Origin of the sequence: Sinorhizobium fredii NGR234 (assembly GCF_000018545.1) — a bacterium.
GTDB classification, from domain to species: domain Bacteria; phylum Pseudomonadota; class Alphaproteobacteria; order Rhizobiales; family Rhizobiaceae; genus Sinorhizobium; species Sinorhizobium fredii_A.
Genome location: NC_012586.1, coordinates 730,971 through 757,842, shown reverse-complemented (window position 1 = coordinate 757,842; position 26,872 = coordinate 730,971). Strand labels below are relative to the sequence as shown.

At 62.4% G+C, this 26,872-nt stretch carries 22 protein-coding genes; 11 read left to right on the top strand and 11 right to left on the bottom strand.

Features of this window, described 5'->3' with window-relative positions; all coding sequences use genetic code 11:
• Position 1: 1 nt before the first annotated feature.
• The 8 genes from NGR_RS03660 to NGR_RS03625 all read right to left on the bottom strand — a co-directional run bounded on the left by NGR_RS03660 (position 2) and on the right by NGR_RS03625 (position 9,769).
• A complete protein-coding gene (locus NGR_RS03660; protein ID WP_015886876.1) occupies positions 2-1,531 on the bottom strand; it encodes an FGGY-family carbohydrate kinase in 1,530 nt (509 codons plus the stop codon).
• Between the two features lie 31 nt (positions 1,532-1,562).
• Positions 1,563-2,405, bottom strand: coding sequence for a class I fructose-bisphosphate aldolase (locus NGR_RS03655; protein WP_015886875.1), 843 nt, complete (start codon positions 2,403-2,405; stop codon positions 1,563-1,565).
• Positions 2,378-4,126 (bottom strand): glycerol-3-phosphate dehydrogenase/oxidase, encoded by a 1,749-nt coding sequence (locus tag NGR_RS03650; protein WP_164924059.1) that lies wholly within the window; start codon positions 4,124-4,126, stop codon positions 2,378-2,380. The genes NGR_RS03655 and NGR_RS03650 overlap by 28 nt, the downstream gene beginning before the upstream one ends.
• Positions 4,127-4,138: 12 nt before the next feature.
• Positions 4,139-5,134 carry an aldo/keto reductase gene (locus tag NGR_RS03645; protein ID WP_015886873.1) on the bottom strand — a complete coding sequence of 332 codons (996 nt, stop codon included), beginning with the start codon at positions 5,132-5,134 and terminating at the stop codon, positions 4,139-4,141.
• Positions 5,131-6,138 (bottom strand): sugar-binding transcriptional regulator, encoded by a 1,008-nt coding sequence (locus NGR_RS03640; RefSeq protein ID WP_015886872.1) that lies wholly within the window; start codon positions 6,136-6,138, stop codon positions 5,131-5,133. Before NGR_RS03640 ends, NGR_RS03645 begins: the two co-directional genes overlap by 4 nt.
• A 1-nt stretch (position 6,139) precedes the next feature.
• A complete protein-coding gene (locus NGR_RS03635; RefSeq protein WP_164923854.1) occupies positions 6,140-7,129 on the bottom strand; it encodes an ABC transporter permease in 990 nt (329 codons plus the stop codon).
• A gap of 22 nt (positions 7,130-7,151) precedes the next feature.
• Positions 7,152-8,678: a sugar ABC transporter ATP-binding protein gene (locus NGR_RS03630; protein WP_015886870.1), complete on the bottom strand. Its 1,527-nt coding sequence runs from the start codon at positions 8,676-8,678 to the stop codon at positions 7,152-7,154.
• A 62-nt stretch (positions 8,679-8,740) separates the two neighbouring features.
• Positions 8,741-9,769, bottom strand: coding sequence for a substrate-binding domain-containing protein (locus tag NGR_RS03625; protein ID WP_015886869.1), 1,029 nt, complete (start codon positions 9,767-9,769; stop codon positions 8,741-8,743).
• A 572-nt stretch (positions 9,770-10,341) separates the two neighbouring features.
• Here NGR_RS03625 and NGR_RS03620 point away from each other — a divergent pair.
• Positions 10,342-10,668, top strand: coding sequence for an HWE histidine kinase domain-containing protein (locus NGR_RS03620; RefSeq protein ID WP_164923853.1), 327 nt, complete (start codon positions 10,342-10,344; stop codon positions 10,666-10,668).
• A gap of 607 nt (positions 10,669-11,275) precedes the next feature.
• On the opposite strand, the gene NGR_RS03615 is transcribed toward NGR_RS03620, so the two are convergent.
• Together NGR_RS03615 and dmeF are read right to left on the bottom strand one after the other, a co-directional pair.
• Positions 11,276-11,551: a metal/formaldehyde-sensitive transcriptional repressor gene (locus tag NGR_RS03615; RefSeq protein WP_015886866.1), complete on the bottom strand. Its 276-nt coding sequence runs from the start codon at positions 11,549-11,551 to the stop codon at positions 11,276-11,278.
• A 23-nt stretch (positions 11,552-11,574) separates the two neighbouring features.
• Positions 11,575-12,573, bottom strand: a complete 999-nt coding sequence (dmeF, locus tag NGR_RS03610; RefSeq protein ID WP_015886865.1) for a CDF family Co(II)/Ni(II) efflux transporter DmeF — start codon at positions 12,571-12,573, stop codon at positions 11,575-11,577.
• Between the two features lie 437 nt (positions 12,574-13,010).
• Here dmeF and NGR_RS03605 point away from each other — a divergent pair, with 437 nt between their 5' ends.
• Positions 13,011-13,679: a FadR/GntR family transcriptional regulator gene (locus tag NGR_RS03605; protein ID WP_015886864.1), complete on the top strand. Its 669-nt coding sequence runs from the start codon at positions 13,011-13,013 to the stop codon at positions 13,677-13,679.
• A gap of 1,228 nt (positions 13,680-14,907) precedes the next feature.
• Here the strand turns inward: NGR_RS03605 and NGR_RS03600 are convergent.
• Positions 14,908-15,156 carry a heavy-metal-associated domain-containing protein gene (locus tag NGR_RS03600; RefSeq protein ID WP_164924058.1) on the bottom strand — a complete coding sequence of 83 codons (249 nt, stop codon included), beginning with the start codon at positions 15,154-15,156 and terminating at the stop codon, positions 14,908-14,910.
• Positions 15,157-15,330: 174 nt separating this feature from the next.
• Here NGR_RS03600 and NGR_RS03595 point away from each other — a divergent pair, with 174 nt between their 5' ends.
• The 9 genes from NGR_RS03595 to NGR_RS03555 all read left to right on the top strand — a co-directional run bounded on the left by NGR_RS03595 (position 15,331) and on the right by NGR_RS03555 (position 26,814).
• Positions 15,331-17,853: a heavy metal translocating P-type ATPase gene (locus NGR_RS03595; RefSeq protein ID WP_015886861.1), complete on the top strand. Its 2,523-nt coding sequence runs from the start codon at positions 15,331-15,333 to the stop codon at positions 17,851-17,853.
• 22 nt (positions 17,854-17,875) lie between these two features.
• Positions 17,876-18,919 (top strand): 2Fe-2S iron-sulfur cluster-binding protein, encoded by a 1,044-nt coding sequence (locus tag NGR_RS03590; RefSeq protein ID WP_015886860.1) that lies wholly within the window; start codon positions 17,876-17,878, stop codon positions 18,917-18,919.
• Positions 18,916-19,389 (top strand): Cu(I)-responsive transcriptional regulator, encoded by a 474-nt coding sequence (gene cueR, locus NGR_RS03585; protein ID WP_015886859.1) that lies wholly within the window; start codon positions 18,916-18,918, stop codon positions 19,387-19,389. The genes NGR_RS03590 and cueR overlap by 4 nt, the downstream gene beginning before the upstream one ends.
• Positions 19,390-19,421: 32 nt before the next feature.
• Positions 19,422-20,912, top strand: coding sequence for a multicopper oxidase family protein (locus NGR_RS03580; protein WP_015886858.1), 1,491 nt, complete (start codon positions 19,422-19,424; stop codon positions 20,910-20,912).
• A 440-nt stretch (positions 20,913-21,352) separates the two neighbouring features.
• Positions 21,353-22,297: an ABC transporter permease gene (locus NGR_RS03575; RefSeq protein ID WP_015886857.1), complete on the top strand. Its 945-nt coding sequence runs from the start codon at positions 21,353-21,355 to the stop codon at positions 22,295-22,297.
• Positions 22,287-23,198: an ABC transporter permease gene (locus NGR_RS03570; protein WP_015886856.1), complete on the top strand. Its 912-nt coding sequence runs from the start codon at positions 22,287-22,289 to the stop codon at positions 23,196-23,198. The genes NGR_RS03575 and NGR_RS03570 overlap by 11 nt, the downstream gene beginning before the upstream one ends.
• The gene (locus NGR_RS03565; protein WP_015886855.1) at positions 23,191-24,195 is read left to right on the top strand and encodes an ABC transporter ATP-binding protein; all 1,005 of its coding nucleotides are present in this window, start codon (positions 23,191-23,193) and stop codon (positions 24,193-24,195) included. Before NGR_RS03570 ends, NGR_RS03565 begins: the two co-directional genes overlap by 8 nt.
• Positions 24,192-25,244 (top strand): ABC transporter ATP-binding protein, encoded by a 1,053-nt coding sequence (locus tag NGR_RS03560; RefSeq protein WP_015886854.1) that lies wholly within the window; start codon positions 24,192-24,194, stop codon positions 25,242-25,244. The genes NGR_RS03565 and NGR_RS03560 overlap by 4 nt, the downstream gene beginning before the upstream one ends.
• Positions 25,245-25,320: 76 nt before the next feature.
• Positions 25,321-26,814 carry an ABC transporter substrate-binding protein gene (locus NGR_RS03555; RefSeq protein WP_015886853.1) on the top strand — a complete coding sequence of 498 codons (1,494 nt, stop codon included), beginning with the start codon at positions 25,321-25,323 and terminating at the stop codon, positions 26,812-26,814.
• Positions 26,815-26,872: the final 58 nt, after the last annotated feature.

The window sequence follows — 26,872 nt, the reverse complement described above, 5'->3', positions numbered from 1 at the left end:
GTCACGCCGCCACCCCCGTTGCCGTCTTTTTCTGTGCAGAAAGCCGCCGCCAAAGCGGCGCCATGGCTTCAGTGATGTCTTTGCAGAGCGCGTAACGGCGGTCGTAGTGCGCGACGAGCGCGCCGTTCGGTTCATAGTGCCGGTCGACCCGCACCATGGCAGCCGCGCCTTCCGCGAAATCGGCAAAGAGGCCGACGCCCGTTCCCGCGGCGATCGCGGCACCCAGCGCCCCCGTTTCCCGCGAGGCCGAGACGGACACCGGTACGCCGAGCACATCGGCAAAGACCTGCGGCCAGAATCGGCTGCGCGAACCTCCACCGGACAGCACCGCCTCGTCGAATCTGGCCCCCGCGTTGCGGATCGTCTCGATATGCTGGCGGTGGCCGAAGGCGACGCCTTCGAGCAGGGCACGGATTAGATGCCCCTTTCCGTGCCAGCCGGCAATTCCGTAGAAACCGGCCCTCGCGTAGCCGTCCTGCTGGGCGCCGTAGAGATAAGGGTGGTAGAGCGGATCGTCCGCGGCGGGTTCGACGCCAGCCGCCAGCGCGCAGCAGGCGTCGAAGGGCGACACACTCTCCGCATGCTCGCCCTCAAAGAACTCCCGCACCAGCCATTCGAGATTGACAGCAGAGGTGGCGCTGTTTTCCATCGCCATGAAGCGGGTGCGGTCGAAGGTCGAGGACATGAATACGGGGCCGTCGAGGTCGGGACGGTCGATGATGACCTGGTTGATGCTCCATGTGCCCGCAATGATCGAGGCGCTGCCGGTGCGCGAGACGCCGGAACCGAGCGCCGAGGCGACGACATCGAAGAGCCCCCCGATCACCGGTGTGCCGGTGGCAAGCCCGGTTTCCTGCGCCACCCTTTCCGTGACCGTGCCGGCGATGTCGGCGCTTTCGATGAGCGGCGGCAGCAGGTCCATGCAATCGGCGAGCCCGTAGGCGTCCATCAGGGTCTCATCGTAGCGGCGGCTAGCGAGGTCGAGGAGGCCGGCGCCGGACATGTCCGAGACCTCGCTGACGCGGCTTCCCGTCAGGCGGTTGACGACGAAATCCTTTGAAAAGAACACCGTGCCGATGCGCTTGAAGAGGTCGGGCCGATTGCGCTTCAGCCAGGCGAGCAGCGTCGGCGTCTGCGAGGACCATGGGCGCTGGCGGGCGATCGGATACGTTCGGTCACCGACGCCGTCCCTTGACCATTCCCCGACGAGGGCGGTCGCCCGCGTGTCTAGCGACTGGATGCCGAGAAGCGGCTCGCCCTGCCGGTCGAGCGCATAGAGCCCGTTGCCGTGACCGGCGCAACCAATCGCAGCGATGTCGGTCGGGGCAATCCGCGCTTTGTCAAGGCAGGCACGAATGACGCGCTTGGCATTCGCCCAGAGTTCGCCGACATCACGCTCGACATGGCCGGGGAAGGGCATTCGGCTATGGCCCTCCTCCCCGGCATGCGCCACTTCCCTGCCTGTGTGGTCGAAGATCACCGCCTTGATAACGGTGTTGCCGGCGTCGAGGCCCAGCAGATACTGTTGCATTCTGAACCCCTCCCAAGGTTCGTGTCGCGCCTCACCCTTGCTGATAGAGTGCGAAGGCGTGCTCGCCGCGCGCATCCTCGTGCACGATCGCCATCAGGCCGCGCACAACGGCGCTCGGGTTGTCGTGCTGGTAGATGTTGCGCCCGTAGACCATGCCCATAGCGCCCTGCCGCATCAAGGCGGCCGATTTGTCGAAGACGGCCCGCAAGTCTTCCTTGCCGCCACCGCGCACCAGAACAGGGCAGCGCGCCGCCTCCACGACGCGATGAAAATCCTCCACATTCGTCGTCGGGTCCGCCTTGACGATGTCGGCCCCCATCTCGCGGGCAAGCCGCGTCAACGTGACGATCTTTCCCGCATCGCCGTCGACCATGTAGCCACCGCGCTCCGTCACAGGCTGCATGACGAGCGGTTCGATCATCAGCGGCATGCCGTATTTTTCGCAGTCTGCCCGCACGCGCGAAATGTTCTGAACGCATTGGCGGAAGAGATCGGGTTCGTCCGGCAGCATGAAGAGGTTGACCACCACGCAGGCGGCATCCATCTGCAATGCGCCGACCAGCGGCTCTGCCTCGTTCTGCAATACCGCCCACATGTCGCGATGGCGGATGCGGTTATAGGGATTGCCCATGTCGATGCGCATGACGAGCGCCGGCTTGTCCTTACCGGGAATGTCTTGCAACAGGTCGGCCTGGCCGTAGTTCATCTGGATCGCGTCAGGTCTGGCATCGACCAGCGCCTTTACGACGGCTGGCATATTCTCCAGCCCATCGAGGAAAGACGGCTCGTTGCACACACCGTGATCGATCGCCACGTCCAGGCAACGGCCTCTCCCCAACAGCCGGTTCATCCGGACCTTGCGGTTGTCTCGCATAATTCACTCCTTTGTTCGTTCCTGGCGGAAAGGGTTGCCTCCGCGACGCCGTGGCGGTCGCGCATGAGGGTGAGAAAGCGACTGCGCTCCTCGGCCTTGCGCAGCTCCGGCCAATCCTTTTCGGCTGCAAGCAGGTCGAGCGCGGCTTCGGTCATAGCGAGGGAAAGCTCGCCGGTGATGGCAAGTGTGGTGCGCCGGATGAGCAGGTCGTCCAGATGCTCGACCGCCTCCTTGCCGATGAGATAGAGAAGCTCCCGAGCACTATAGTTGGCGTGAGGCAAGGGATGGTCCGGCCCCGCCATAATGAAGCGGGCGACGTCCTTCGCGTCCGTGCCATAGCGCTTGAAAAGCGCTGCGGCGCGATCCACGGAAAGGCCTGTCGATTTCGACAAGTTCCGGATCCAGCCGCTCCGGTCTTTCGGAAATGCGCGTCCACCGCCGAAAGCGCGATCCGCCGTGTCGAGGCGGCGGCCCCGGCCAAGCGCTTCCAGCGCGATCTCGGCGGCGAGTTCACCGAAGGAGCGGAAAGTCGTCCACTTGCCGCCGATCATACAGAGCACCGGCGGCACGCCGTCGCGGCCCTCGAGCAGGGTGCAGAAATGGTCACGCGGAATGCGGCCGGTGAAGCTGTCCTTGCTGGCCGGCAGCGGTCGTACGCCGGCGAACTGAAAGACGATCTCTTCCGGGCGGATGCGCACCCCCGGCAGCACGAAGGCGAGCGATTGCAGGATATAGTCCCGCTCTTCGGCCTCGCACCGCACCGCATCGGGATCTTCGACGCGGATATCCGTCGAGCCAACCAGTACCTTTCCGAGATAGGGAAACAGGATGCAGATGCGGCCGTCCTCGTTCTCGTAGTAGATCATGTGCCCGTCCAGCAGGTCGTGAAGTGCCGGATTGTCGACGATCAGATGCGAGCCCTTCGTGCCACCCATCAGCGGAGCGGGTCGGTCATCTGCAGGAAACAGCGTGCCGTTTGCCATATCAATCCAGCCGCCGGTGGCATTGATGACCAGCCGCGACCGTATCGGGAATTTTTCTCCAGAAAGCTTGTCATGAAGCAGGATTTCCCCGGCATCGGCCCGTTCGATCGTCGCGTAGTTCAAGGCACCGGCATTCGCCCCGGCAGACAGAGCGTCGCGCAACAGCTCGATGCCGATCCGTTCGGGATGGCTGACCCAAGCATCATGATAGGTCGCGGAGCCGCAGATCGCCGGATTGAGCGCCGGCCATTTTTTCTGCGTCGACTTGCGGCCGCGGAACTGGTGGCGCGGCAGCAGCGCCCGCTTGCGCGCCAGGAAATCGTAGATGCCAAGACCGGCCTTGATGGCGACGGCACCCCGACGGCTGGGACGGCGAGTGAGGCCGAGAAAACGGACGACGCCATTGGCGAGACCGGAGAAGGTAGCGAAGATTGGCACGGTGGTCGGCAGCGGCGCGACATAGTGCGGGGCGTTGTGCAGTAACCGATCGCGCTCGACGAGCGACTCCTGCACCAGACTAAACTCACCATTCTCGAGATAGCGCAGACCGCCATGGACCATGCGCGAGAGGGCAGCGCTCGCGCCGGAGCAATAGTCGCGCTTTTCGACCAGCAGCACGCTCACGCCCTGCAGCGCAAGCTCGCGAAAGACGCTGATCCCGTTGATGCCGCCGCCGAGGACGCACACGTCTACCGTCGGGCTGTGGCGGAGCCCGTCCAATATCTCTTTCCGGTTCATCATGACGATCCGTTATCCGTCCATGTGGGCCAGCTTCGCCGAAACGGCCGTTTCGATAGCTGCCAGGTCTTCATCGGCAAGCCGCAGCGTTCCGGCCCGCGCATTGTCGAGCGCCTGCGACGGATTTCGCGCGCCGCACAGCGCGAAGGTCACGCCTGGCTGACCGAGCGTCCACGCGATTACCGTCTGCGCGATACTGGCACCATGCCGCTCGGCGACGGGCCGAATCGCCTCGGCGAATTCCTTCGCCTTCTGCCGGTTGGCGACGGAAAATCTCGGATTGTCCTTGCGCTGGTCGTCGCCCGAAAAGACCCGGTCCGACCTGATCGTGCCGGAGAGCAGGCCGAGCGCCAGCGAAGAGTAGCTGAGCGTAGACACCCGATTGGCAATGGTGAGGGGCAGCAGGTCCGCCTCGATCTGGCGATCGATCATGCTGTACCGCTCCTGGATCGCGTCGAGCGACCCGGTGTTGATGTACTGCTCCAGTTCCGAGCGGTTGACGTTGCTGGCGCCGATCGCGCGGATCTTGCCGGCCCGCTTCAGGTCCTCCATCGCCGCGACCGTCTCCTCGATGGGCGTCGTCGCGTCCTGCCAGTGGGTGATGTAGAGGTCGATATGATCTGTGCCGAGCCGCCGCAGGCTTTGCTCAACCTCATGGATGATCGAGTCCCGACCGAGATAACGATGGACCGGCTTGCCGTCCTGGTCGAAGAAGTGGCTGCCTTCCTGCATGTGCCACACGAGGCCGCATTTCGTGGCGATCACCGCCTTGTCGCGGCGGCCCGCGATCGCCTTGCCGACGATCTCTTCCGACCGGCCGAGGCCATAGGCCGGCGCGGTGTCGATAAGGGTAACGCCGGCATCGAGCGAAGCGTGAATGGCGGCAATGGATTCCGCCTCATCCGTTCCGCCCCACATCCAGCCGCCGATCGCCCAGGTACCGAGGCCGACGGCCGATGCCCTGACGCCGGAGCGTCCGATCTCGCGGGTTAGCTGCTCACCGCTCATGCGGAAAATCCTTCCTCGGACGCAATTTCAAGAATACGCGCGCCGGTCGCCTCGTCGGTGACGAGCGTGTCGAGATGGTTGCCCCGCATGACGCTGAGAATTGGGCCCGCCTTGTTCGGCCCGCTGGCAACGCCGATCTTGGTCGGGATCAAGGCGAATTCCTCAAGCGTCAGCGATACCAGCGATCGGTTGAGGCTGTACTCGCAAACCTGGCCCCGCCGGTCGAGCAGGTGGGCGAGCAGCTCGCAAGTCGCGCCCGAGCGTTCAATCGTTGCCCGGTCGGTGCTGGAAGACGGATGCAGATCGTAGTAGCTCGAGTCGTCCGTCAGGATCGAGCCGATGCCGACCACCGCCACCTTCGCCTCGCGCGCCCGTTTGAAGACGTCGGCCACGGAACGCATGTTGATCAGCATTTCCCGCTGCTCGGCATCGTCCGCGAAGAGCGGCGCGTGGATCTGGTAGGAGCGCCCCCCGAGCCGCTCGGCCATCAGGGTCGAAACATGGTTGACATCGGTATAGTGCTTGCCCTGCACGCAGCCCGTTGCCGGAATCACCTCGACATCAAAGCGGCGCGGCGGCTGCAGGCCGGCGACGACGGCGCTCACCCCCTTGCCGCCGGTGATGCAGATTGTGTCGCCGTCGCCGATCTCCTGGGTCAGCAGGCGGGCCGCCGCCTCGCCGACCGCCTGGAGTGCGATCTGCGGATTGTCGGAGACCGCCGGAACCACGACCGCTCGGCTGATCCCGCCGAGCCCGCGCAGGCGTTCCTCCATGTCGACCAGCGGCTCGACCGGAGACTTGATCTTGATCTCGACGAGACCAAGCTGGCGCCCGCGCTTGATGAGGCGGTTGACGGTGGCCTGCGAGATGCCGAGCTGGTCGGCAATCTGTGCCTGCGTCAAGCCTTCCATATAGTGCAGGACGAGCGCCTGGTGCATCTGGCGGGCAATGACGATCTCCTCGCGCGGTACTGTCGTCCTGGGTTTCAGTTTTGTGATCGGCATGTCAGGCGGCCTTCCGCTTGTGCAGAAAATGGTCGATTGAAACAGCAGCGAGCAGAATGCACCCCTTGATCATGTCCTGCCAATAGACGGACACGTCGAGCAGGATCAGCGAACTGGTGACGACAGAGAGAAGCGCTATGCCGAGGATGGCGCCGAGGATCGTGCCGGAGCCGCCGTTTAGCGAGGCGCCACCAATTACCGCCGCCGCAATGATGTTCAGTTCCATGCCGACGCCGAAAGTGGGAGTCGCGGCACCGAAACGGGACATGTAGATGGCTCCCGCCACACCGGCGAGCGTCGAGCAGAGCACCGTCACCCAGAATTTCACCCAATTGGTCTTGATGCCGGAATAGAGCGCCGCCTTCTCGTTGCTGCCGGTGTAGAAGACCTTGCGGAAGGCGGTTGCCTGGCGCAGCAGGAAGTCAAACAGGATGACGACGGCGATGAAGATCAGGATGACATAGGGAACGCCGTAAAGCGTGCCCTGCCCCACCGCCTTGAAGCCCGAAGGCAGTGTGAAGAGCGAAAGCGGCGTGCCCTTTGTGATGATGAGACAAAGCCCGCGCACGATCACCATGGCGGCGAGCGACGTAATGAAATGGTTCAGGCCCACGATCGTCACGAAGAAACCCATGATGCCGCCGATCACGCTGCTTGCGGCAATGCCTACAAGAGAGGCCGTCCAAGGGTCAACGCCGGCTAGAAAGAGCGAACCCGAGAACACCATCGCAAAGCAGACGACGGAGCCAACCGCGAGATCGATGCCGCCGACGATGAGCAGGATCGTCATGCCCACAACGACGATTCCTTCGACCGAAAAGCTCATCAGCATGGCGCGGAAGTTGCCTAGTGTCAGAAAATGCGGCGAGGCAAAGCTCATCATCACGCAGAGTGCAAGGATGATCGCGATCAGCCCCGCCTCGCGCATCCTGCCTATGCGCTTCCAGGACGATGTCTTCGGCGCACCTGCCACCATCGTGTCGATTGCCATTCCCGTCCCTCCCATTTTCTCGTCACGCTGCATGGCTTGCCGCCCTTGCCGTTCCCACCCCCGAGGCGAGGCGGATCACAGCCTCCTCCGTCATCTCGTCGACGCCGAGCTCCCCAGCGATGCGCCCCTCCCGGACGACGAGTACGCGGTCCGAGAGCCCGAGTAGTTCCGGCATTTCCGAAGAGATGACGACGATGCCGATGCCCGAGCGCGCAAGCTCGCGCAGCAGGCGGTGAATCTCCGCCTTCGCGCCGACATCGATGCCGCGTGTCGGCTCGTCCATCAGGATGACTTTCGGTTTCACCGCGAGCTGCTTGGCGATCGCGACCTTCTGCTGGTTACCACCGGAGAGCGATTTTACGGGTGCCTCGATACCGGCCATCCGCACCGCAAGCCGCCGGGCGAACCCCTCGGCAAGAGCAGCTTCCGCACGTGTGTTCATCAGGCCAGCGGAATTGGTCAGCGGCTTCAGATCCAGCACGGAAATATTCTGCGCGATCGACATCTCCAGAAACACGCCAGAGCCCTTGCGGTCCTCCGACAGATAGACGATCCCGGCGTGCACGGCATCGGAATAGGAATTGATCTTCTGCGCTTCGCCGCGCACGCGTACCATGCCCGCCGTGCGCGCTCGAAGCCCGCAGATGCCCTCGGCGATTTCCGTGCGGCCGGATCCGATCAGGCCGCCGATGCCAAGAATCTCGCCCTTGCGCAGCGCGAAGCTGATGCCATGGAACCGCTCGCCGTCCCCGATGTCGTCCACCTCAAAGATCGTCTCCCCGGGCGCCTCACCCGGCCTGAGCTTTTCGGGGTAGAGCTGCCTGATCTCGCGCCCCACCATGCGGCGTACCACGTCGTCCGGCGTGATCTCGGCAATGCGATCGGTACAGACGTAACGGCCGTCGCGCAACACGGTGACCCGGTCGCAGAGGCTGAATATCTCGGCCATGCGATGACTGATATAGATGATCGATATGCCGTTCGCCTTGAGGTCGCGGATAATCGAAAAGAGCTGCTGTGCCTCGCTTTCGGTCAGCGCTGCGGTCGGCTCGTCCAGGATCAGTACCCGGCAGTCGAGCGTCAGAGCCTTGGCGATCTCGACGAGCTGCTGGCTGGAGATCGACAGCTCCGCAACCTTACGGGCGACGTCGATTGCGGCAAGCCGGTTCATTACCGCCTGCGCATCGCGTTCGAGCGCGCTGTAGTTCATGAAGGGAACGCGGCGGCGGTTGGTCGCCGCCATGAACATGTTTTCCGCAACCGTCACGTCCGGGCAGAGCGCGATTTCCTGATGCACGAGGCCGATGCCGAGCGATTGGGCGACGGCAGGCGAGGAGATTCGCACGGCTTTGCCGTCCATGCGGATCTCGCCCTGGGTCGGCTGCAGTACTCCGGCGATGATGTTCATCAGCGTCGACTTTCCGGCGCCGTTCTCGCCGCAGAGCGCATGGATCTCACCTTGCTCAAGTGTGAAATCAACGTCCGTCAGCGCCTTCACCGGACCGAAGTGCTTGGTGACGCCATGAATTGTAAGCAATGGCTCCGCCATCGTGTTCCTCCCCTCCCTGAGACCATCCGCGCCATGAGGCGCGGATGGCGCAAATCCGGAACTTATTCCTCAATACCCTTCGTGCCGCGACGCTTCAGGTATTTGTCCCAATAGAAGTCGTCGGCATTTTCCGCCGTCACGATGGAGAGCCCATTGTCGACGACCGGGATGCTCATCGGGTTGAAGCCGGAGCGCTTGGCGTCGTTCATCGGATCGATCAGGTCCGGATGCTTGGCGAGCCAAAGCAACATGAAACCCATATAGCCCTGCATGCCCTGGTTCGGGTTGATCGAACCGAAGACCTCGCCGGCCTTGATCATGTCGAGGATATTGGCGTTGACGTCCGCGCACATGACGAGGACCTTGCCGCCGCTTTCCTTGTTGGCCTGGGCAGCGCCGATCGCCGAATTCGCCTCCGGCATGAAGACGGCGCCGAGGTTCGGATTGGCCTGGATGATGCTGTTGAGACCCTGATAGGCCTTGGTCGGATCCTGGTTGGAGGCAGCACGACCGACCAGCTTTATGTCCGGCCACTTCTCCTCCATGCGGCCTATGAAAGCCGCGATGCGCTTGTCGTGGTTGTCCTGGCCCGGATTTTCCAGAACCGCATATTCACCCTTGCCGCCCATCTTCTCGGCGATTGCGTCGGCGGCATAGATGCCTTCGCGGGTATTGTCCGAGGTGATGAAGGACACGCGCTTGGAGAGCGGCGAGTCGGCCGCGAAGGTCACCACCGCCGTGCCCAGCTCGATCGCGCGGTTGATCGGCTCGATGAAGGGGTCGGAGTTCATCGGATGGACGAGAATGCCGGCCGGATTCTGTGCCAGTGCCTGGTCGAATGTGGCGATCTGTTTGTTGACGTCATATTCCGGCGTGCCCGTATATTCCGTCTCGCAGCCGAACTGCTGGCCCGCCTGCTTGAACATTTCATAGACCGGGAACCAGTATTCGACGCCCGAGACCATGACGTTCATGACGTATTTTTCGCCCGGCTTGCAGCGGAACGGGTTCTCCGCCTCGGCGGCCGCGGAACCGGCAAAAAGCGTTGCCGCAAGGACCGCCATCGCGGTGGTGTTGAAAAAAGTGCGCAAGTGTCCTCCTCGAGGCCGGAGCCCCTCCCAAAAAACCCGAGGGCGCCGAACCGGCGCCGATCTGAGTGAAGACCGGATTTCCTCCTCGAAGTCCGGTATGGGCAGCTAAACGCAAAGCGGCTTCTATGTCAATATAATTCACGGCATGAATTTTAATTCACGCTAGAGCGGCACGCCGAGCGAGAGCGATGTGGCGAGCGTCGATCAAAAGGTCCCTTCGACAAGCGGGAGCAATGCGGCAAGCGGCAGCCTCCGGACGAGAGGACCGTACAGTCGAGCCTACTTCCTCCTGCGCGGCTCAGGAATGCTTCGCTGGGCATTTCGATATTCACGTCAAACTGGGTGTGCGACGTAGGCGTAGTAGACAGAGGAACCGAAAAACACCCTTGAAGTGTCACCTCCTCCGCAATGTCGAGACGCTTGGGGATGGCAAGGGTCAGGACGAAGCTGTGTTCCTGGAGTCGCGGCCACTCCGACAATTGAATCCGAGCGGCGACACTCTAGGCATTCCGTCGAGAGGAACCCGCGGGTGCAGTGCGCGACCACGGCGAATGGAGGCGCAGCAGCGGACAATGATGGGCGAGCTCCATTACCGGGTGAAGAACGATCTGGCGAGCGTGAACGCGCTGGCAATGCGCAGCCTGAATGAGAGCCGATCGCTTGATGAGTTTCGCAACAGCTTTGCAACGCGCCTAGGTGCTCTCTCCAGGACTCAGGACCTGCTGATGCGAGCACCTGAGCGCGATGTCCTCATGGCAGAAGTTCTGCGCTTGGAGTTGCAGGCCAGGGCGGCCATGAGGGGGAAAATTACCACCTTGACGGTCCCGACATCACCATGTCGCGCGAGGCTACGCAAGCATTTGCCATGGCGATTCATGAACTGGCGACCAATGCCATAAAGCATGGCGCCTGGGCCTCGCCCGAAGGCCGGCTGAAGGTAACTTGGACAGCACACCGACCAAAGGGCAATGCAACACATATCAGTTTTCGCTGGCGAGAGAACCGCCGTGAGATCAATACGGCTCCCGCTCGCAAGGGCTACGGCTTGCAAGTGAGGGTGTGTTCAGCGATTCCCTGGACGGCACGTCCGAATTGACGCTGCATCCCGACGGTGCCGAGTTCGTTGCGGAATTCAAACTGCAGGAATAGGTTTTCGCTCGCCGCTTGCAATGACAAGGCGGTGGTGACGCGCCCTCACACCTTTCACGGGAATGCAAAGAACGACCCTTTGCGGACCTCGCTAGCATTCAGTCAGAACGGCCGGTCCCCGAACCGGAAACGGCTATTGACCGCGGCCGCGCAATTCGCGGACATTTGCACCCGCGCTTTAATTTAGTTCTCGCCGCGACAGGCGAAGATCCGAGGCTGCGCGCGGCGAACCGACCGGGGGCCACAGGCGACATTCTAGCCGGAGCCGCCTTCGACTTGGCCACGAACGTCAGTCTGACGGAAGCTCGCGGTCGAACGGGCGCCGAACCCTGTACCGCAGGCCCGCAAAACCGACCGCTACTTTAGGTAGGCGCGCAGAACATCGATCAGTTCGGCAGCGCCCTCGTCGCGTTCCTTCTGGGATAGCCCCTCGGCGGCGACGTGCATCAGGACATGGTCCTCGATCACCTCGCCCATGAGGCCGTTGACCGCGCCACGCACCCCGGCGAGCACCTGCATGACTTCGGCGCAGTCCTTCTCGTCGATGAGCATCCGCTCGACAGCCTCCATCTGGCCGCGAATGCGGCGCACGCGATTGATCAGCTTTTGTTTTTCGCGGATGGTGTGGCTCATGTGCAGTTCCTTGTCGCCCCGGTTTAAGCCGCGCGAGCTTCAATCTCCACGGTCACATGCGACAAATCCTGAATAGCTGCAAGCTTTTCCCGATAATAGGAGGGCGCACGGGGCTTGTCCGTTACGATCGAAACGATGGCGCCGTGATGGCCCGGTCCGAGTTGCCATACGTGCAGATCAACGATGTCCGCACCTTCGCGCGTGATGATCTCCTCGATTTCGTCCGGCAGGTCCTCGCCTTCAGGAATGTAGTCGATCAGCACCGAGCCGGCATCGCGAATGAGCCACCATGACCAGCGCGCGATGACCAAGCCGCCGACGATGCCCATGGCGGGGTCCAGCCAGGTCCAACCATAAAGGCTGCCAAGGGCCAGCGCTGCGATCGCCAGTACCGACGTCAGTGCATCGGCCAGGACATGGAGATAGGCTGCCCGAAGGTTCTTGTCCTCGCCCGCATGGCCATGATGCGCGTGATGACCGTGATCGTGCCCGTGGTGGTGATGATCGTCTTTCAGAAGCCATGCGCAAAGGAGATTGACAGCCAAGCCCACGACAGCAACAGAAATCGCTTCATTGAAGTCGATGGCGACAGGACTTCTGAGACGCATGAGGCTTTCCCAGCCGATCAGCAGAGCAATCAGGGCGAGCACGACGGCGCTGGCAAAGCCGGCAAGGTCACCGAGCTTGCCGGTGCCAAAAGAAAAACGCCGGTTATGGGCGTGTTTGCGAGCATAGAGGTAGGCGAGCGCCGTGATGAGCAGGGCGGTGGCATGTGTCGACATGTGCCAACCATCGGCCACAAGCGCCATCGACCCAAACAGGTTTCCTGCGACGATCTCCACCACCATCATAGTGGCGGTGATGGCAATGACGAGCCAGGTCCGCCGCTCGTTGCGAGCGTGGCTGTCGCCGAGGAAAAGATGATCATGAGCCGCGTTGAGCGCCCGACTGGACTCGTGGCGATGTCCGTGATCCTGGCTGTGAGGGTCGGAATGACCATGCAGGTTGTGGGATGGCATCATGAAGTTCCCAAACTACTCGGATAATGACATAGGGGGGTATACTATAATGGACGACAGAGGGCAACGCCTGTCTGCTGAATGCAAGCTTAGAATACCAGTGACGAATGCCGTCGTCGGTGTGTGATCAAGCCGCCGGCGAGAATGCTGCGGCAATTGCTCCCAGCTGGGCGGAAAGCGTACATAGAACAATTGGCTCAGCAGCTACCCGAGTGTCTGGGTCACGATCACGGCGGGGATGAACAACTGGGCAGGAGCATCGCCGACTACTGCTAGCCGAGGCCGAGAGGCAAGGGGATTGGTTTGTTGCGCGGGAGTTGGGTCCAGGTTCAGCACCCTTCGCTACCAATCAGGTTTGACACGCGATTAGTAGAGGATTGGTCTTGAAATTGGTGTCAATGTAGATCAATTTGGTTGCGGAAAATAATTAGCGAGGGCTCATGAGCGTAGTCTTGAAGAATTTCATCGAGGCGGAAGGTCTGGAGCCGGGGGATCGGTTGCCGCCCGAGCGCGATCTGGCGCTCAAACTTGGACTGCCCCGCACCGCACTTCGACGGATGCTTGCTTCTCTGGAAAAGGAGGGCCGGCTCATCAGGCATGTGGGCAGGGGAACATTTATCGCTGGCAGCGGGGTTACCTCGACGGCCCTGCGTCGCTCGCCAGGCAGCACCGGAGACGCGTTGCGCACCTATCCGGCCGAGGTTTTCGAGGCTCGGCTGATCATGGAACCCAAGATCGCCGCGTTGGCGGCGTTACGGGCGACCAGCCAGCAGATCGACGAAATGCAGAAATCGATCGATCGGGGGAGCGCGGCAGAAACCCTGGTCGAATTCGAAAAATGGGACGCCGTCTTTCACCGCATCATTGTCGGAGCCGCCCGTAATGGTTTGCTCGCCTCGCTCTATGAAGGCATTCACACGGTACGGGCAGGAAACCTCTGGGGGAAAATGAAGGAGCAGTCACTAACCCCTGAGCGCATGAAGGCCTATATCGCCAAGCATCAGGCCATTCTTGACGCAATCAAAGATCGCGACAGCGGGGCAGCCGAGCTAAACATGTACGACCACATTGTCGAAGCCAGAGCAAATATACTTGGCCCAAATACCTGAGCATCTATTTAAGCGGTCTATTGAGTGCGTGTTGTCGTCACGGTTGATAGCGATCGGTTCGGGCTCAGGCGTCCGCGGCCGAGCTCGAGACAGTGGCATGCGGGGGGAGCATTCGGCGGGATGAACTCGTACAGGAAGCTCTTGCCGGGCCTGATCGGCGGCTGCATCAGCCCCGGCATCCGTCTATGGCGTGGGGAGGCTGAGGCGTGGCATGGCGCAGGCGCACAAGCGCGCCCGGAACCATCCCATTCTACCTCTCGGGTTAGGGTCGACGGGTTCAGATGAAAAGGAGACAAGTGCACCATCTCTCTTTAATCTGCCGAACGGGAAGACTTCCTCCGTCTATTGACCCGAAAATCTGCTTTTTCAGCGGCGATCACCTCTCCCCCAAATTGGGCAACTGCGTCCTTAGACTGAGTTCCGGTTTGACACCATTCTGGCGACGATTGAGAGCGAGGGAGCGCCAGCCAAAATAGCTGTAGAGCGGCCGAAAACCAAATGATATGCCTTGTAATCCTTCAAATACCGCAGCCCACCGGTGGCGCCGGTGTTAGAATAGCAATCGTTGGATGGAGACTTCCGAAGCCGAGTGCATCACAGCCTTCCATCCTTCATATTCCCCCTCGTGAACCAGATTGGCTGCCGTCCAAGGGACGATGGCAGCCACTTTTCTTTTTGGACGTAACGGACGAGCTTCACTGTTCGACCACAGGAGTCCGTCAACCACTTTTTTCGAGCATGCCCGACTAAGCCGTAAGACCACGTTATATCTCGGTTCGGGTTTGCGCCCTTTCGACATGGTCGTAACGGTCTTCGGGAAGAATGATTGGCTGCGCCGGTTCGCCGAACTCAGGGCCTCGCAGCATTCCGCAGCAGCAGCTTGATGCCTCCGCCAAGGGGTCAAGGTGCTAGCGGCCGAACGGCATGACTCACAAGGAGATCGATCGTGACGGCTGCATCTGGGCCGAGCCACTTCGGCTGCCCAATCGCAAGTGGCTGACAACTTTTGACATGGGGCCCAGGATCTGCGGCGGCCCTGGACGCGCCGCGAACCAAAACCTGGTGCGATGGCTATGCGCACCTGCGCCAAAGGCAGCCGGCAGCTTTCTTGGAACATGGCGGAAACATCTTTCAGACGCCGCCGCTCCCCAGGCACGCCTCCGAGGCCCGTCGATGTCGGAGCCTCAGAGGTTTGCCTTGATCGCTGCCGAGCGGCTGCTCTCGTGGATCAGCCGATCGGCTGGGGCTCGTATCCGGCTGTCCGAAGGGTCTCTGCGGCTGCGGCCGCGTCTCCTGCTACAGTGACCTCCCGAGAGGCCAGATCAATAGAGATTTCGGTCCCCGGCATGGTCGTCGCGAAGGCCTTGCGTATGGTACCCGCGCAATGGTCGCAGGTCATGTCCGCTACCTTGAAGCGGACCCCCGAAACGGCAGGTTCGCTAGAGCTGGAAGCATGATGCTGATGTTCTCCGCACATGAAATTCATCTCCTGGTTATGATTGATGCAGGCGCATCCTGCCGTCTCCAACGGTTGGAAGGTCAAGAGCTTTTTTCGCCTTTACGCGGCCGAAATAAATTTTGTTTTGGGGCTTGACCTTCCGACCGTTGTAAGCCCCACAAATAGATGCAGTCGATTTTTCGGAGGAGCAATATGAGCCCGGCGACTGCTACAGATCCTGCTCTTCTCGGCATCTATGTCGAAGGAATGAGCTGCGCTTCCTGCGTCAATCGAATCGAGAAGGCTATTCGAACCGTACCTGGCGTGAAGTCCGCCGCCGTGAACCTGGCGACGGAGCGCGCCGATGTGGCGTTCACAGGCCCGGCCGATTTGGGTGCCATTTTAAAGGCGGTTCAGAACGCCGGCTATTCCACGAGAACGGACAGCATAGAACTCGCAGTCGAGGGCGCTACGTGCGCCTCCTGCGTCAATCGCATTGAAGCGGCGCTAAAACGGGTGCCGGGTGTCCTCGACGCCGCGATGAACCTTGCCACCGAGAGGGCCTTCCTGCGTGTGGTCAGCGGCGCTGCCAGTGTCCACGACCTGATGACGGCCGTTGAGCGGGCGGGTTACACCGCCCGGGCAGTCGCGGCCGAAAACCCCGAGGATGTACAGGCAGAGGCTCGCGAGCGCGAGGCGCGCAGTCTCGCGCGCGCCTTGAGCGTCTCGGCCGTGTTGACGCTTCCCGTTTTCGTGCTTGAAATGGGCTCGCATTTCGTGCCGGCGATCCATGATTTCGTCATGACCAGTATTGGCATGCAGGAGAGCTGGTATTTGCAGTTCCTGCTGGCGACGATCGTGCTCTTCGGACCCGGCCTCCGCTTCTTCCGCAAGGGCGTGCCCGCTCTCTTGCGTGGGGCCCCCGACATGAACAGCCTCGTGGCGCTCGGCACGGCTGCGGCATGGAGCTACTCCGTCGTCGCCACCTTCGCATCGTCGATCCTACCCAACGGCACGGCCAATATTTATTACGAGGCCGCTGCAGTGATCGTGACCCTCATCCTGCTCGGCCGCTATCTGGAAAACCGCGCCAAGGGCCGCACGTCCGAGGCGATCAAGCGCCTCGTTGGCCTGCAGGCCAAGGCTGCCAGAGTTGTGCGCGATGGCGAGACTGTCGAGGTCCCGCTCGATCAGGTGCAGATGGGGGACCTCATTCTCGTGCGCCCGGGCGACAAGGTGCCAGTCGATGGCGAGGTGGTGGACGGTTCGTCCTATGTCGACGAATCGATGATCACCGGAGAGCCCGTGCCCGTTGCAAAGGGCTTGGGGGCGAGCGTGGTCGGCGGCACGATTAATAAGACAGGCGCCTTCACCTTCCGCGCCACCAAGGTCGGCGCCGATACGGTGCTCGCCCAGATCATCCGAATGGTTGAGCAGGCACAGGGCGCCAAGTTGCCGATCCAGGCGCTTGTCGACAAGGTCACGGCATGGTTCGTTCCGGCAGTGATGCTGGCAGCCGCCGCCACCTTCGTCGTCTGGCTTTTCTTTGGTCCGACGCCGGCACTCAGTTTCGCACTCGTTAACGCGGTGGCCGTCCTCATCATCGCCTGCCCGTGCGCGATGGGCCTTGCTACTCCAACCTCGATCATGGTCGGTATGGGTCGTGCCGCCGAAATGGGTATTCTCTTCCGCAAGGGCGAGGCGCTCCAAACGCTTAAAAGCGCTGATGTAATCGCCGTGGACAAGACAGGCACCCTGACCAAGGGCCGTCCCGAACTCACGGATCTCATCCCCGCCGGGGGGTTCGACAGGGAGGAGGTGCTCGCCGCTGTGGCCGCCGTCGAAACGCGGTCGGAGCACCCCATCGGAGAAGCCATCATCGCGGCGGCGAACCGTGCAGGTCTTACTCTGCCTGAAGTGGAAGGGTTCGACGCTATCCCCGGATTCGGCGCCAAGGCGCAGGTGGGGGGGCGTACTGTCCAGGTCGGTGCTGACCGGCTGATGACAAAGCTCGGCCTCGATGTCTCCGCCTTCGCAGGCGAAGTGAATCGGCTTGGCGATGAGGGCAAGAGCCCGCTGTTCGCAGCCATCGACGGCAAGATCGCCGCGGTGATCGCCGTATCGGACCCGATCAAGCAGACAACCATCGAGGCCGTCAACACGCTGCACAAGCTCGGGCTTAGAGTTGCGATGATCACCGGCGATAACCGAAAGACCGCCGAGGCGATTGCTCGCCGGCTGAAGATCGACGAGGTGGTGGCCGAGGTGCTTCCAGACGGAAAAGTTCAGGCTCTGGAAAACTTGCGCGCCGGTGACCGCAAGGTGGCGTTCGTGGGGGACGGCATCAACGATGCCCCTGCTTTGGCGGCCGCTGATGTCGGCATTGCTATCGGCACGGGGACCGACGTGGCCATCGAAAGTGCAAACGTCGTGCTGATGTCCGGCGATTTGCGCGGGGTGCCGAATGCCATCGCCCTTTCGAAGGCGACGATCCGCAATATCAAGGAGAACCTGTTCTGGGCCTTCGCCTATAACACGGTACTAGTACCCGTTGCGGCCGGCGCGCTGTTTCCCGCCTATGGGCTGCTGCTCTCGCCCATGATCGCAGCCGGCGCGATGGCGCTGTCCAGTGTTTTTGTCTTGGGCAACGCGCTGCGGCTCAAGCGCTTCCGGGCTCCCATGAAATTTGATGCGGTGCAGACTGACTTGAATGGCCGCCTGGCGGCAGCGCAATAGCAATGGTGAGGAGGAGGTACTCGTGGGAAAGTCAGTCCATATCCGTCAGGCGGACCGGGAGATTGCTGTAGCGGACGAGCGCACCATCCTCGAGGCTGCCCTGGAGCAGGGTATCGCCTATCCTCACGGCTGCCGCTCAGGTCGCTGCGGCTCTTGCAAGTCGCGCCTGATAACAGGTGAGGTTGACTTGTTGCCGCACACGCCCTTCGCTCTGACGCCCGAAGAGCGGGCTATCGGGCTGATCCTTGCCTGCCGGGCGCAGCCGAAGACGGACGCGACGGTCGCCTGGCTGGGCAGAGAGGAAGACCGGGCGGACCATTCGGTTGAGACGTTTCAGGCACAGGTCATTTCGCTGGACGACGCCACGCATGATATAAAGCGTGTGAGGATTATGCCGGAAAGCGGCCTGCCGCTCTCCTTCAGCGCCGGGCAATATGCACAGCTTTCCTTTCCGGGAGCGCCGACGCGCGACTATTCCATGGCAAACCGGCCTGGCGAAAGGGAACTCGAGTTCCACATACGCCGCATCCCCAATGGAGCGGCAAGCGAACGGGTAGCCAGCACGCTGGCCGTCGGAGACGAGGTGACGGTGCGCGGCCCCTTCGGGAGCGCTTTCCTGCGCCAGCGCCATACGGGGCCGATATTGGCCATTGCCGGCGGGTCCGGCATGGCGCCGATGAAGGCTATCGTGGACACGGCGTTGAACCAGGGATTCCGGCAGCCTATCCACTTGTACTTCGGCGTGCGCGAGGAGCGGGACCTTTACCTGGTGGACCACTTCCGGACCTTGTGCCAGCACCATCCAAACCTGTCCTTTATCCCGGTCCTTTCGCAGATCCAGCAGTGTGCTGGTTACCGGACGGGCATGGTTACCCGGGCGATCGCGGAGGATCTGCAGGATCTCGATGGCTGGCAAGCCTATATGGCGGGTCCGCCGGCAATGACCGACAGCGCGACGCCGATCCTTCTCGAGTGCGGGCTCAGGCCGGAAAATCTGCATGTCGATGTGTTTTTCACACCTGAAGCACCGGCCGAGCCGGAGCAGGAACTGGAGGATGTGAAATGAATATTGGTGATGTTTCCCGAGAGTCGGGCGTTTCCACAAAGATGATCCGCTACTATGAAGAGATCGGGCTCATTCCGGCCGCTCATAGGACTGAGGCGGGCTACCGCATCTACTGCGAGAAGGATGTGCACAAGCTGCGCTTTATCCGGCGGGCGCGGGATCTCGGCTTCTCCGTGACGCAACTGACCGAGTTGCTGGCCCTTTGGTCGGATGGCCATCGCGCCAGCGCAGACGTCAAGCGCATAGCCCGCCAGCACATCGCGGAACTGGAACACAAGCTCCAGGAACTCCGGGCGATGACAGACGCACTGAAACACCTGGCCGAACATTGTCATGGCGACCACCGCCCGGAGTGTCCGATCCTCGAGGACTTGGCCGGCGCGATTGAGGTTGAAGCCAGGCACATGGACCTTACGCGCTTTGGGGCGGGCGGTGTCGACCCCGTGCGCCGTAAGAAAGAAATCCTGTGAGCGGCCGCTAGGGAAAAGAGTTGGAGACGAAAATGCCAGACTTCTCACGTCGTCAGTTTCTCACTTCCTGCGCCGCCGCCGGTATGGCTGTAGCCAGTCCGTCATTGCTGGTCCCCGCGCGCCACGCTTCCGCAACGCCGGCAACCTTGATCAGGGCCGGAACCAGGACGATAGAGGTCAACGGCCGGGCCGCCACGGTGTACGGTCTGATGCAGGCTAACGGCACGCACGGGCTTATCGCGGAGGCAGGCGGTCCGTTCCAAGTGCGGTTGGAAAACGGGCTCGACGAGGAGACGCTGATTCATTGGCACGGCCTTACCCCTCCGTGGAAGCAAGACGGTGTTCCGAATGTCTCTCAGGCGCTGCTTTCCCCCGGCGGCGCGCACAACTACGACTTCCTGCTGAACCGGGCCGGCACCAACTGGATGCACTCCCATCACGGTCTGCAGGAACAGCGCCTGCTGGCGGCGCCGCTTGTCGTGCGCGGCCCTGCCGAAGCTCGCGAAGACGTGCAGGAAGTGGTCGTCCTCTTCCACGATTTCACGTTCCGCGATCCGGCTGAGGTGCTGGCCGGCCTGCAGGGTGTTGAACAGGTTGCCCAGGCACCGGCCGCGCCGGACCATGCCGCAATGGGCCACGCAGCGATGGGTCATGGTGCTCCGGCGCCCGCCGCAGGCGGGCATTCCGGCGGAAGGGGCGTGGCTGCGCCCGCAGGTGCGCACCTGAACGATGTCGAATACGACGCCTTCCTCGCCAATGACCGTACGCTTGACGATCCCGAAATCTTCCGGGTGGAGCGCGGTGGGCGGGTGCGCCTGCGGCTGATCAACGGCGCTGCTGCGACAAACTTCTGGATCGATCTTGGCGGGCTCGAGGGGCGCCTGATCGCGGTCGACGGAATGCCGGTCGAGCCGGTCCGCGGACGGCGTTTCGAATTCGCCATCGCGCAACGCCTCGATATCGCGCTGGACCTGCCGAAGAACGAAGGCGCATGGCCGATCTTTGCCATCCGCGAGGGAGAGCGTGCGCGCACCGGTTTCATACTGGCCACCGCCTCCGGTGCCGTAGAGCGCGTCGGCGGAGATGCAGACGAAGCCGCCGCCGCCGTAGGGCTCGCGCTTGAAGGAAAATTACGGGCTGCGCAGCCGCTGGCGGGACGTCCGGCCGACCGCGAGCACACGGTCACCATCACCGAGGCACCCGGTTATGTCTGGATGCTGAACGGCAAGAGGCACGGTGAGGATGCGCCGCTCCCGGTGGCCGAGGGCGAGCGCGTCGAGATCACCTTCCGTGACCACACCACGATGGCGCACCCGATGCATCTGCACGGCCATCACTTTCAGGTGGTTGCCATCAACGGCAAGCGGTTCCCGGGCGCGGTGCGCGACACCGTCCTCGTGCCGTCGCAGGGTAGCGTGACAATCGCTTTCGATGCGGTGAACCCAGGCAAGTGGGCGCTTCACTGCCACCACCTCTACCATATGAACGGAGGAATGATGACGGCGGTCGAGTATCAAACCTAGATTCTTCTACAGCTCGTCAGGTGACGTTATGAGAATTTGTATCTCGGTGAATATATCTCGGGGACGTTGTGACATTTTTATTTGGACTATATCCGGAGTTCTCGAAAAAGTTCTTAGAAACAATAACAAATGCTTTTAGTGGTCCTAATTTAGCATATTCGTCTTTTTGAAATGCAGTACACTCTGTTTGACCGAAGTGACGAGCGATGAAGGAATGAACGGAAGCGAAGGTCCAGTGTGACCTTTGCGACAGCCAGCCGGGTTGGGAGCGCAATAAGCCAGAGGGGGCAGGCGCTCGCCGGAAATGGGAGGACTGAGATGTCCGCATCTTGTTCGAGCTCCGCAGGAGTGGGGCCTCGGCGGAGCTTAGACTCCCTCTGCACGGCGTCCTGTAGTGACGAGGCGACTCGTAACCGCGGCGCGAAAATGGGAGAACGGGCATGTGGACGACGTGGCTTCAACGTTTCTTGATCTTAGGCCTGATGCTTCTTGGCGTCTCGCTTCTGGCTTTCCTCGTGCCGTATGTAAGCGGTGGCGATCCGGTGCGGACGATCCTGATGTCTCGGGTTCGCGATCTTGATGTCGATCCTGCCGCCGTTGAGGCGATGCGCGTCCATTTAGGCCTCGACCGGCCGCTGCCGGTGCAATATGGCGCCTGGCTGTGGCAGGCGCTCCAGGGAGATCTCGGCTATTCGTTCGCGAGCGGCAGGCCCGTTGCCTCCGAGATCGGGCGGGCGCTCGGCGTGTCGATAACCTTGGCGCTGACGGCGCTCGGCATTGCCGCTGCCGTCGCCATACCGCTGGGCACCTTGGCGGCAACGCGGCCGGGCGGGACGGTCGACAGCGCCACGACGCTGATGGTCCAGACCTTCGTGGCGACGCCGGAATACTGGCTGGCGCCGATGGGCATTCTCGTTTTCGCGCTTTACCTCGGATGGCTGCCGTCGGCCGGCTGGACGAGTTGGACTGCGCTCGTGCTGCCGGCCACGGTGCTGTCGCTGCGCCCGATGGCCTATTTCACGCAGGTGACGCGGGCCGCGATGATGGATGTGCTCCAAGCCCCTTACATCACCGCAGCGCGCAGCCGCGGCCTCAGCATGCGCCAGACGGTGATGCGCCACGGCCTGCGAAACGGCTCATTGCCGGTCGTCACCTTCTTCGCGCTGTGGCTTGCCGGGCTCCTCGGCGGCTCGGTCGTGATCGAGGTCATCTTCGCCATCCCCGGCATGGGGCGGCTGCTCTATGAGGCTGTCATCAATCGCGACGTCCCGATGCTGCAAGGCGGTTTCGTCGCCATCGTGGCGCTGTCGATCCTGATCAACACAATCGCCGACATGCTCTATGTCGCGCTCAACCCGGCAGTGAGGTCCGGCCATGCGCATTGACAACACTTCACAAGGTGTCGCTGCCAGCTCGCTTCTGCCGATGCCGAGGCACCCGGCGGCGCTGCGGCTGTGGCGGTTCCTCCGCGGACGCCATTGGACCTTCCGCACGGGGGTCGTGATCCTGGTGGCGCTCGTGATAACGCTCATCCTGGCGCCGTGGATCGTTCCTCATGATCCGGCGGTGCAGAACCTGGTTGCACGGCTGTCTGCGCCGAGCGCCGAGCACTGGCTGGGCACGGACCATCTCGGGCGCGACCTCTTCAGCCGCCTCCTTGTTGGCGGTCGCTTCACCGTCACCATCGCCATGATCACCGTTCTCTTGTCCTTTGCCATCGGCACGCTGACCGGCGTCGTCGCCGGACGCGTCCAAGGCAGTCTGCTCGACGAGATCACGATGCGGATCATCGACGTGCTGATCTCGATCCCGGACGTCGTGGTGGCGATCTTCCTCGTGGCCATTTTCGGCCCGGGCTATGCGACGCTGATCGCCTCGCTCACGGTCATCGGCTGGACGCCGTTTGCGCGGCTCGCCCGCGGGCTGACCCTGGCGATCAACGCTCAGGGCTACATCCGGGCGGCGGAGGTGCTGGGCTGCAGCCGGTCCTTCATCATCCTTCGCCACGTCATTCCGAACATCATCCGTCCGATCGCGGCGGTGAGCTTCCTGCGCTTCGGCCACAAGCTGATCACGGTCGGAGCGCTCTCCTTCCTCGGGCTCGGCGTACAGCCGCCAGCGGCCGACTGGGCGCTGATGCTCGCCGATGCACAGCCCTATGTCGAGCGGCTGCCGATCCTGATGATCGCGCCGGGTCTGGCGATCTTCGTGGCCGCGCTCAGCGTCACCTGGATCGGCCATGGGCTGGAGATCGAAGCCAGAGATGGAGACTCGGGCGATGAATAAGACGAACGAACCATTGCTGGTGATCGAGGATCTCACGGTCGCCTTCCCCGGCCAGCCGACGCCGGTGATCGACGGGCTCAGCCTGATGCTCGACCGGGGCGAGGTCCTGGCGCTCGTCGGCGAATCGGGCTCGGGCAAGAGCATGACGGCGCTATCGCTCATGCGGCTGCTGCCGGCCGGCGGCGCGATTGCCGGCGGGCGCATCCGCTTCGACGGCGAGGACGTCCTGTCGCTGCCGGACCGGCAGATGAACCGGCTGCGCGGCGGCCGCATGGCGATGCTGTTCCAGCAGCCACAGGCGATGCTCGATCCGACCTCGCGGGTCGGCGCCCAGATTGCCGAACCGCTGCGGCTGCATCGTGGCCTCGGGCGACGGGCGGCCATGGACCGGGTGCTCGATCTCCTGCGCGACGTTGGCATCCCGGATCCGGCGGTGCGGGCGCGGTGCTTCTCGCACGAACTCTCCGGCGGCATGGCGCAGCGCGTTATGATGGCGGCGGCCCTGAGCGGGGATCCGGATATGCTGATCGCGGACGAGCCAACGACCGCGCTCGACGTCACCGTGCAGGCGCAGATCCTGCGGCTTATCGACGAGGAGAGGCGCAAGCGCAACCTGGCGACGCTGCTCATCACCCACGACCTCGCCGTCGTCGCGGCGCTCGCCGACCGGGTAGCGGTGATGTATGCCGGGCGGATCGTCGAGGAGGGACCGGCGAAGGCGGTGCTTCAATCGCCGCAACACCCCTATACGCAGGCACTGATGCGCTGCTCGCTGCTCGTTCCTGATCCGAGAGGGCAATTGCTGTCGATCCCCGGCTCGGGGACGCATGCGCGAGAACTGACCTGCGGCTGCCGCTTCCATCCGCGTTGCAGTGCGGCGTCGCAGCACGGCGTCGCCGGCCGGTGCATGCGATCCGAACCGGCGCTCAAACCTGATCCGGATGGCCACGTGACGCGCTGCTGGGCCGTCGAAGCCGAAAAGGAGACGGCCGCATGAACAGCCACACGCTTTTGCAGACCGTTCCGAGGAATGTCTCGGAGCCCGCCGGCCAGGCCGTCCAATCGCCACTCGTCGAGGTCGAGCAGCTTGCCAAGCACTACTTCCTCAGCCGGTTGTTCTCGATCAAATCGGTCGACGGTGTCTCTTTCGCCATTCGACAAGGCGAAGTGCTCGGCCTTGTCGGCGAGTCGGGGTGCGGTAAGAGTACGATCGCCCGGCTGCTGACACGGCAAACACCGCCGACGAGCGGCCAGGTGAGAATCGCCGGGCAGGAGATTGCCGACGTCTGCGGCGAGGATCTGAAGCGCCTCCGGCGCACCGTGCAACTCGTCTTCCAAGACCCGTTCGGGGCGCTCGACCCGCGTATGCGGATCGGCACGAGCATGGAGGCACCGCTGGCGCAGCACCGCATCGGAACGCGCGAGGAGCGCCGCGACAAGGTCATGCGCATGCTCGCGGAAGTCGGCCTGGACGAAAGCTTCTATGAACGCTACCCGCGGCAATGCTCGGGCGGACAATTGCAGCGAGTCGTCATCGGTCGGGCCCTGCTCCTCGAGCCGCGGTTCCTGATCTGCGACGAGCCGACATCGGCGCTCGACGCCTCGATGCGCACGCAGATCCTCAACCTGTTGACGGATCTGAAGCGCCGCCACCGCCTGACGATGCTGATGATCTCCCACGACCTCAGGGTGGTGCGCCACATCTGCGACCGCATCGCCGTGATGTATCTGGGGCGGATCGTCGAGGTCGCCGACCGTGATGCGCTCTTCAAGACGCCGCGCCACCCCTATACGCGGGCGCTGATCGCCGCCTCCATGCTCGATCGGACGGGGCTCTATGCGCCGGAGATCCAGTTGCGCGGCGACCTTCCGAGCCCGCTCAACCCACCCCGCGGCTGTCGTTTCCACACCCGCTGCGCCCACGCACAGGCGAAGTGCTCACAGGCCGAGCCGGAATTCGAGTCGGCGAGCGAGAGCCATCAGGTGCGCTGCCACTTCTGGCGGGAGTTGCAGCCTGACAAGTCGGCAGAGGCGAGCTCGGCCTAGAGAGGGTCGTGGCCGTCGGTCACATCCCGGCATGGTGGAACAGGTCGATACGAAACAAAAAGAGGAGGAACAGAAGATGAAGCGATACACAATGGCGGCAGTCTGCGCGACGGCATTGGCTACAAGCGCCAGTGCCCAGGAAGGCAAAACGCTGACCTATGCTGATTTTCAGACGGTTCAGACCAACTGGCAGATGGCCAGCGACGATTCCTACCTTGGTAGCCGCGCCGGCTGTTTCGAGACGCTTGTGCGTCTCAATTGGCAATTGCAGCTTGAACCGGGTCTCGCCACGTCGTGGAAACAGGTCGAGCCGATGGTGTGGGAGTTCACGCTGCGCGATGGCGTTAAATTCCAGGACGGTGCGCCTCTGACGGCCGAAGCCGTGGTCGGCGCGCTGAAGCATTTGTTGGCCGCAGAAATGCCGGCGCGGCCCTTCTCGCCCAAACTGATCAAGTCCGTGGAGGCGGTCGGGGAGAAGGTGGTTCGCATCATCACCCAGACCCCTTCGGTTCTGCTGCCGGCGCAACTCGCTGCGCCAAACACCACGATCCTGTCGCCCGCCGCCTATCAGGGCGCGACGATCGATCCCGTCGGCCGTTGCACCGGCCCCTTCGAGATCGTTGAAGTCAAGCCCAAGGAATATCTGAAATTCAAGCGCAATGACAATTACTGGGGCGGCAAGCCCGTGCTCGAGGGAGGCATGGTTGTTTTCATTCCCGATGCCAATACCCGCATGACCCAGGTTCGCAGCGGCGAGGCCGATATCGCACGGCTGATCCCGGCCTATGGCGTCAAGCAACTGGAAGGGGCGCAGGGGATCGACCTGATACAGCTTAAAACGCCGCGCGTGACCGAATTGCTGCTCAACAACAAGAAGGAACCGCTCAACGATGTTCGCGTCCGCCAGGCCATCCAGGCCGCAATCGACGGCGCGGCGATTGCGGCAAGCGTCTATGAAGGCACGGTGACGGCGGCCGCTTCTGCCTTCAAGCCTGACGATCCCTGGGCGCCGAAGGATCTCAAGCCGATCTACGATCCGGCTCGAGCGAAGGCGCTGCTGGAGGAGGCCGGAATCCGGCCGGGGCAATTGCAGCTTGAACTTCTGGCCTATACGTCAAGAACTGAACTAAGGGACGTTGGTGCCATCATCCAGGCACAACTTGGCGAGATCGGCATCAAGGTCAATCTGCGCGTGGCCGAGTATACTGCGATCGAACCCCAGATGATCTCCGGCGACTATGACATGGCGCTGATGTCGCGTGGATACCTCACCGACATTGCCGATCCCTACGGCTTTCTGACGGCCGATTATTCCTGCGGCGGCAGTTACAACATGTCGCATTACTGCTCGGAAGACGTCGATGCACTGATCGAGAAGGCATCCTCGCTCATCGATCCGCAGGCGCGTTACGAGATCTATGCGCAGCTTGCCAAGAAATTGTTCGATGAGGCGGTTACCGTCTATCTGGTGAACGAGACGTCATTCGACGCTCGCAGTGAGCGGGTGAAGAACTACGACATGCATCCTCTAGTCTACTACCTCATGACCAAGGATCTTTCCGTCGAATAACTTCGTCTCGGGATCGCGCGGGCTTCTCCGAGCGATCCCACACCGACTCAATCTCTCC

What these genes read in the sequence shown, in the direction of transcription:
- NGR_RS03660 (WP_015886876.1), bottom strand. Translation starts at nt 1,531, where the DNA reads ATGCAACAGTATCTGCTGGGCCTCGACGCCGGCAACACCGTTATCAAG.
- NGR_RS03655 (WP_015886875.1), bottom strand. Translation starts at nt 2,405, where the DNA reads ATGCGAGACAACCGCAAGGTCCGGATGAACCGGCTGTTGGGGAGAGGC.
- NGR_RS03650 (WP_164924059.1), bottom strand. Translation starts at nt 4,126, where the DNA reads ATGAACCGGAAAGAGATATTGGACGGGCTCCGCCACAGCCCGACGGTA.
- NGR_RS03645 (WP_015886873.1), bottom strand. Translation starts at nt 5,134, where the DNA reads ATGAGCGGTGAGCAGCTAACCCGCGAGATCGGACGCTCCGGCGTCAGG.
- NGR_RS03640 (WP_015886872.1), bottom strand. Translation starts at nt 6,138, where the DNA reads ATGCCGATCACAAAACTGAAACCCAGGACGACAGTACCGCGCGAGGAG.
- NGR_RS03635 (WP_164923854.1), bottom strand. Translation starts at nt 7,129, where the DNA reads ATGGCAATCGACACGATGGTGGCAGGTGCGCCGAAGACATCGTCCTGG.
- NGR_RS03630 (WP_015886870.1), bottom strand. Translation starts at nt 8,678, where the DNA reads ATGGCGGAGCCATTGCTTACAATTCATGGCGTCACCAAGCACTTCGGT.
- NGR_RS03620 (WP_164923853.1), top strand. Translation starts at nt 10,342, where the DNA reads ATGATGGGCGAGCTCCATTACCGGGTGAAGAACGATCTGGCGAGCGTG.
- NGR_RS03615 (WP_015886866.1), bottom strand. Translation starts at nt 11,551, where the DNA reads ATGAGCCACACCATCCGCGAAAAACAAAAGCTGATCAATCGCGTGCGC.
- dmeF (WP_015886865.1), bottom strand. Translation starts at nt 12,573, where the DNA reads ATGATGCCATCCCACAACCTGCATGGTCATTCCGACCCTCACAGCCAG.
- NGR_RS03605 (WP_015886864.1), top strand. Translation starts at nt 13,011, where the DNA reads ATGAGCGTAGTCTTGAAGAATTTCATCGAGGCGGAAGGTCTGGAGCCG.
- NGR_RS03600 (WP_164924058.1), bottom strand. Translation starts at nt 15,156, where the DNA reads ATGTGCGGAGAACATCAGCATCATGCTTCCAGCTCTAGCGAACCTGCC.
- NGR_RS03595 (WP_015886861.1), top strand. Translation starts at nt 15,331, where the DNA reads ATGAGCCCGGCGACTGCTACAGATCCTGCTCTTCTCGGCATCTATGTC.
- cueR (WP_015886859.1), top strand. Translation starts at nt 18,916, where the DNA reads ATGAATATTGGTGATGTTTCCCGAGAGTCGGGCGTTTCCACAAAGATG.
- NGR_RS03580 (WP_015886858.1), top strand. Translation starts at nt 19,422, where the DNA reads ATGCCAGACTTCTCACGTCGTCAGTTTCTCACTTCCTGCGCCGCCGCC.
- NGR_RS03575 (WP_015886857.1), top strand. Translation starts at nt 21,353, where the DNA reads ATGTGGACGACGTGGCTTCAACGTTTCTTGATCTTAGGCCTGATGCTT.
- NGR_RS03570 (WP_015886856.1), top strand. Translation starts at nt 22,287, where the DNA reads ATGCGCATTGACAACACTTCACAAGGTGTCGCTGCCAGCTCGCTTCTG.
- NGR_RS03565 (WP_015886855.1), top strand. Translation starts at nt 23,191, where the DNA reads ATGAATAAGACGAACGAACCATTGCTGGTGATCGAGGATCTCACGGTC.
- NGR_RS03560 (WP_015886854.1), top strand. Translation starts at nt 24,192, where the DNA reads ATGAACAGCCACACGCTTTTGCAGACCGTTCCGAGGAATGTCTCGGAG.
- NGR_RS03555 (WP_015886853.1), top strand. Translation starts at nt 25,321, where the DNA reads ATGAAGCGATACACAATGGCGGCAGTCTGCGCGACGGCATTGGCTACA.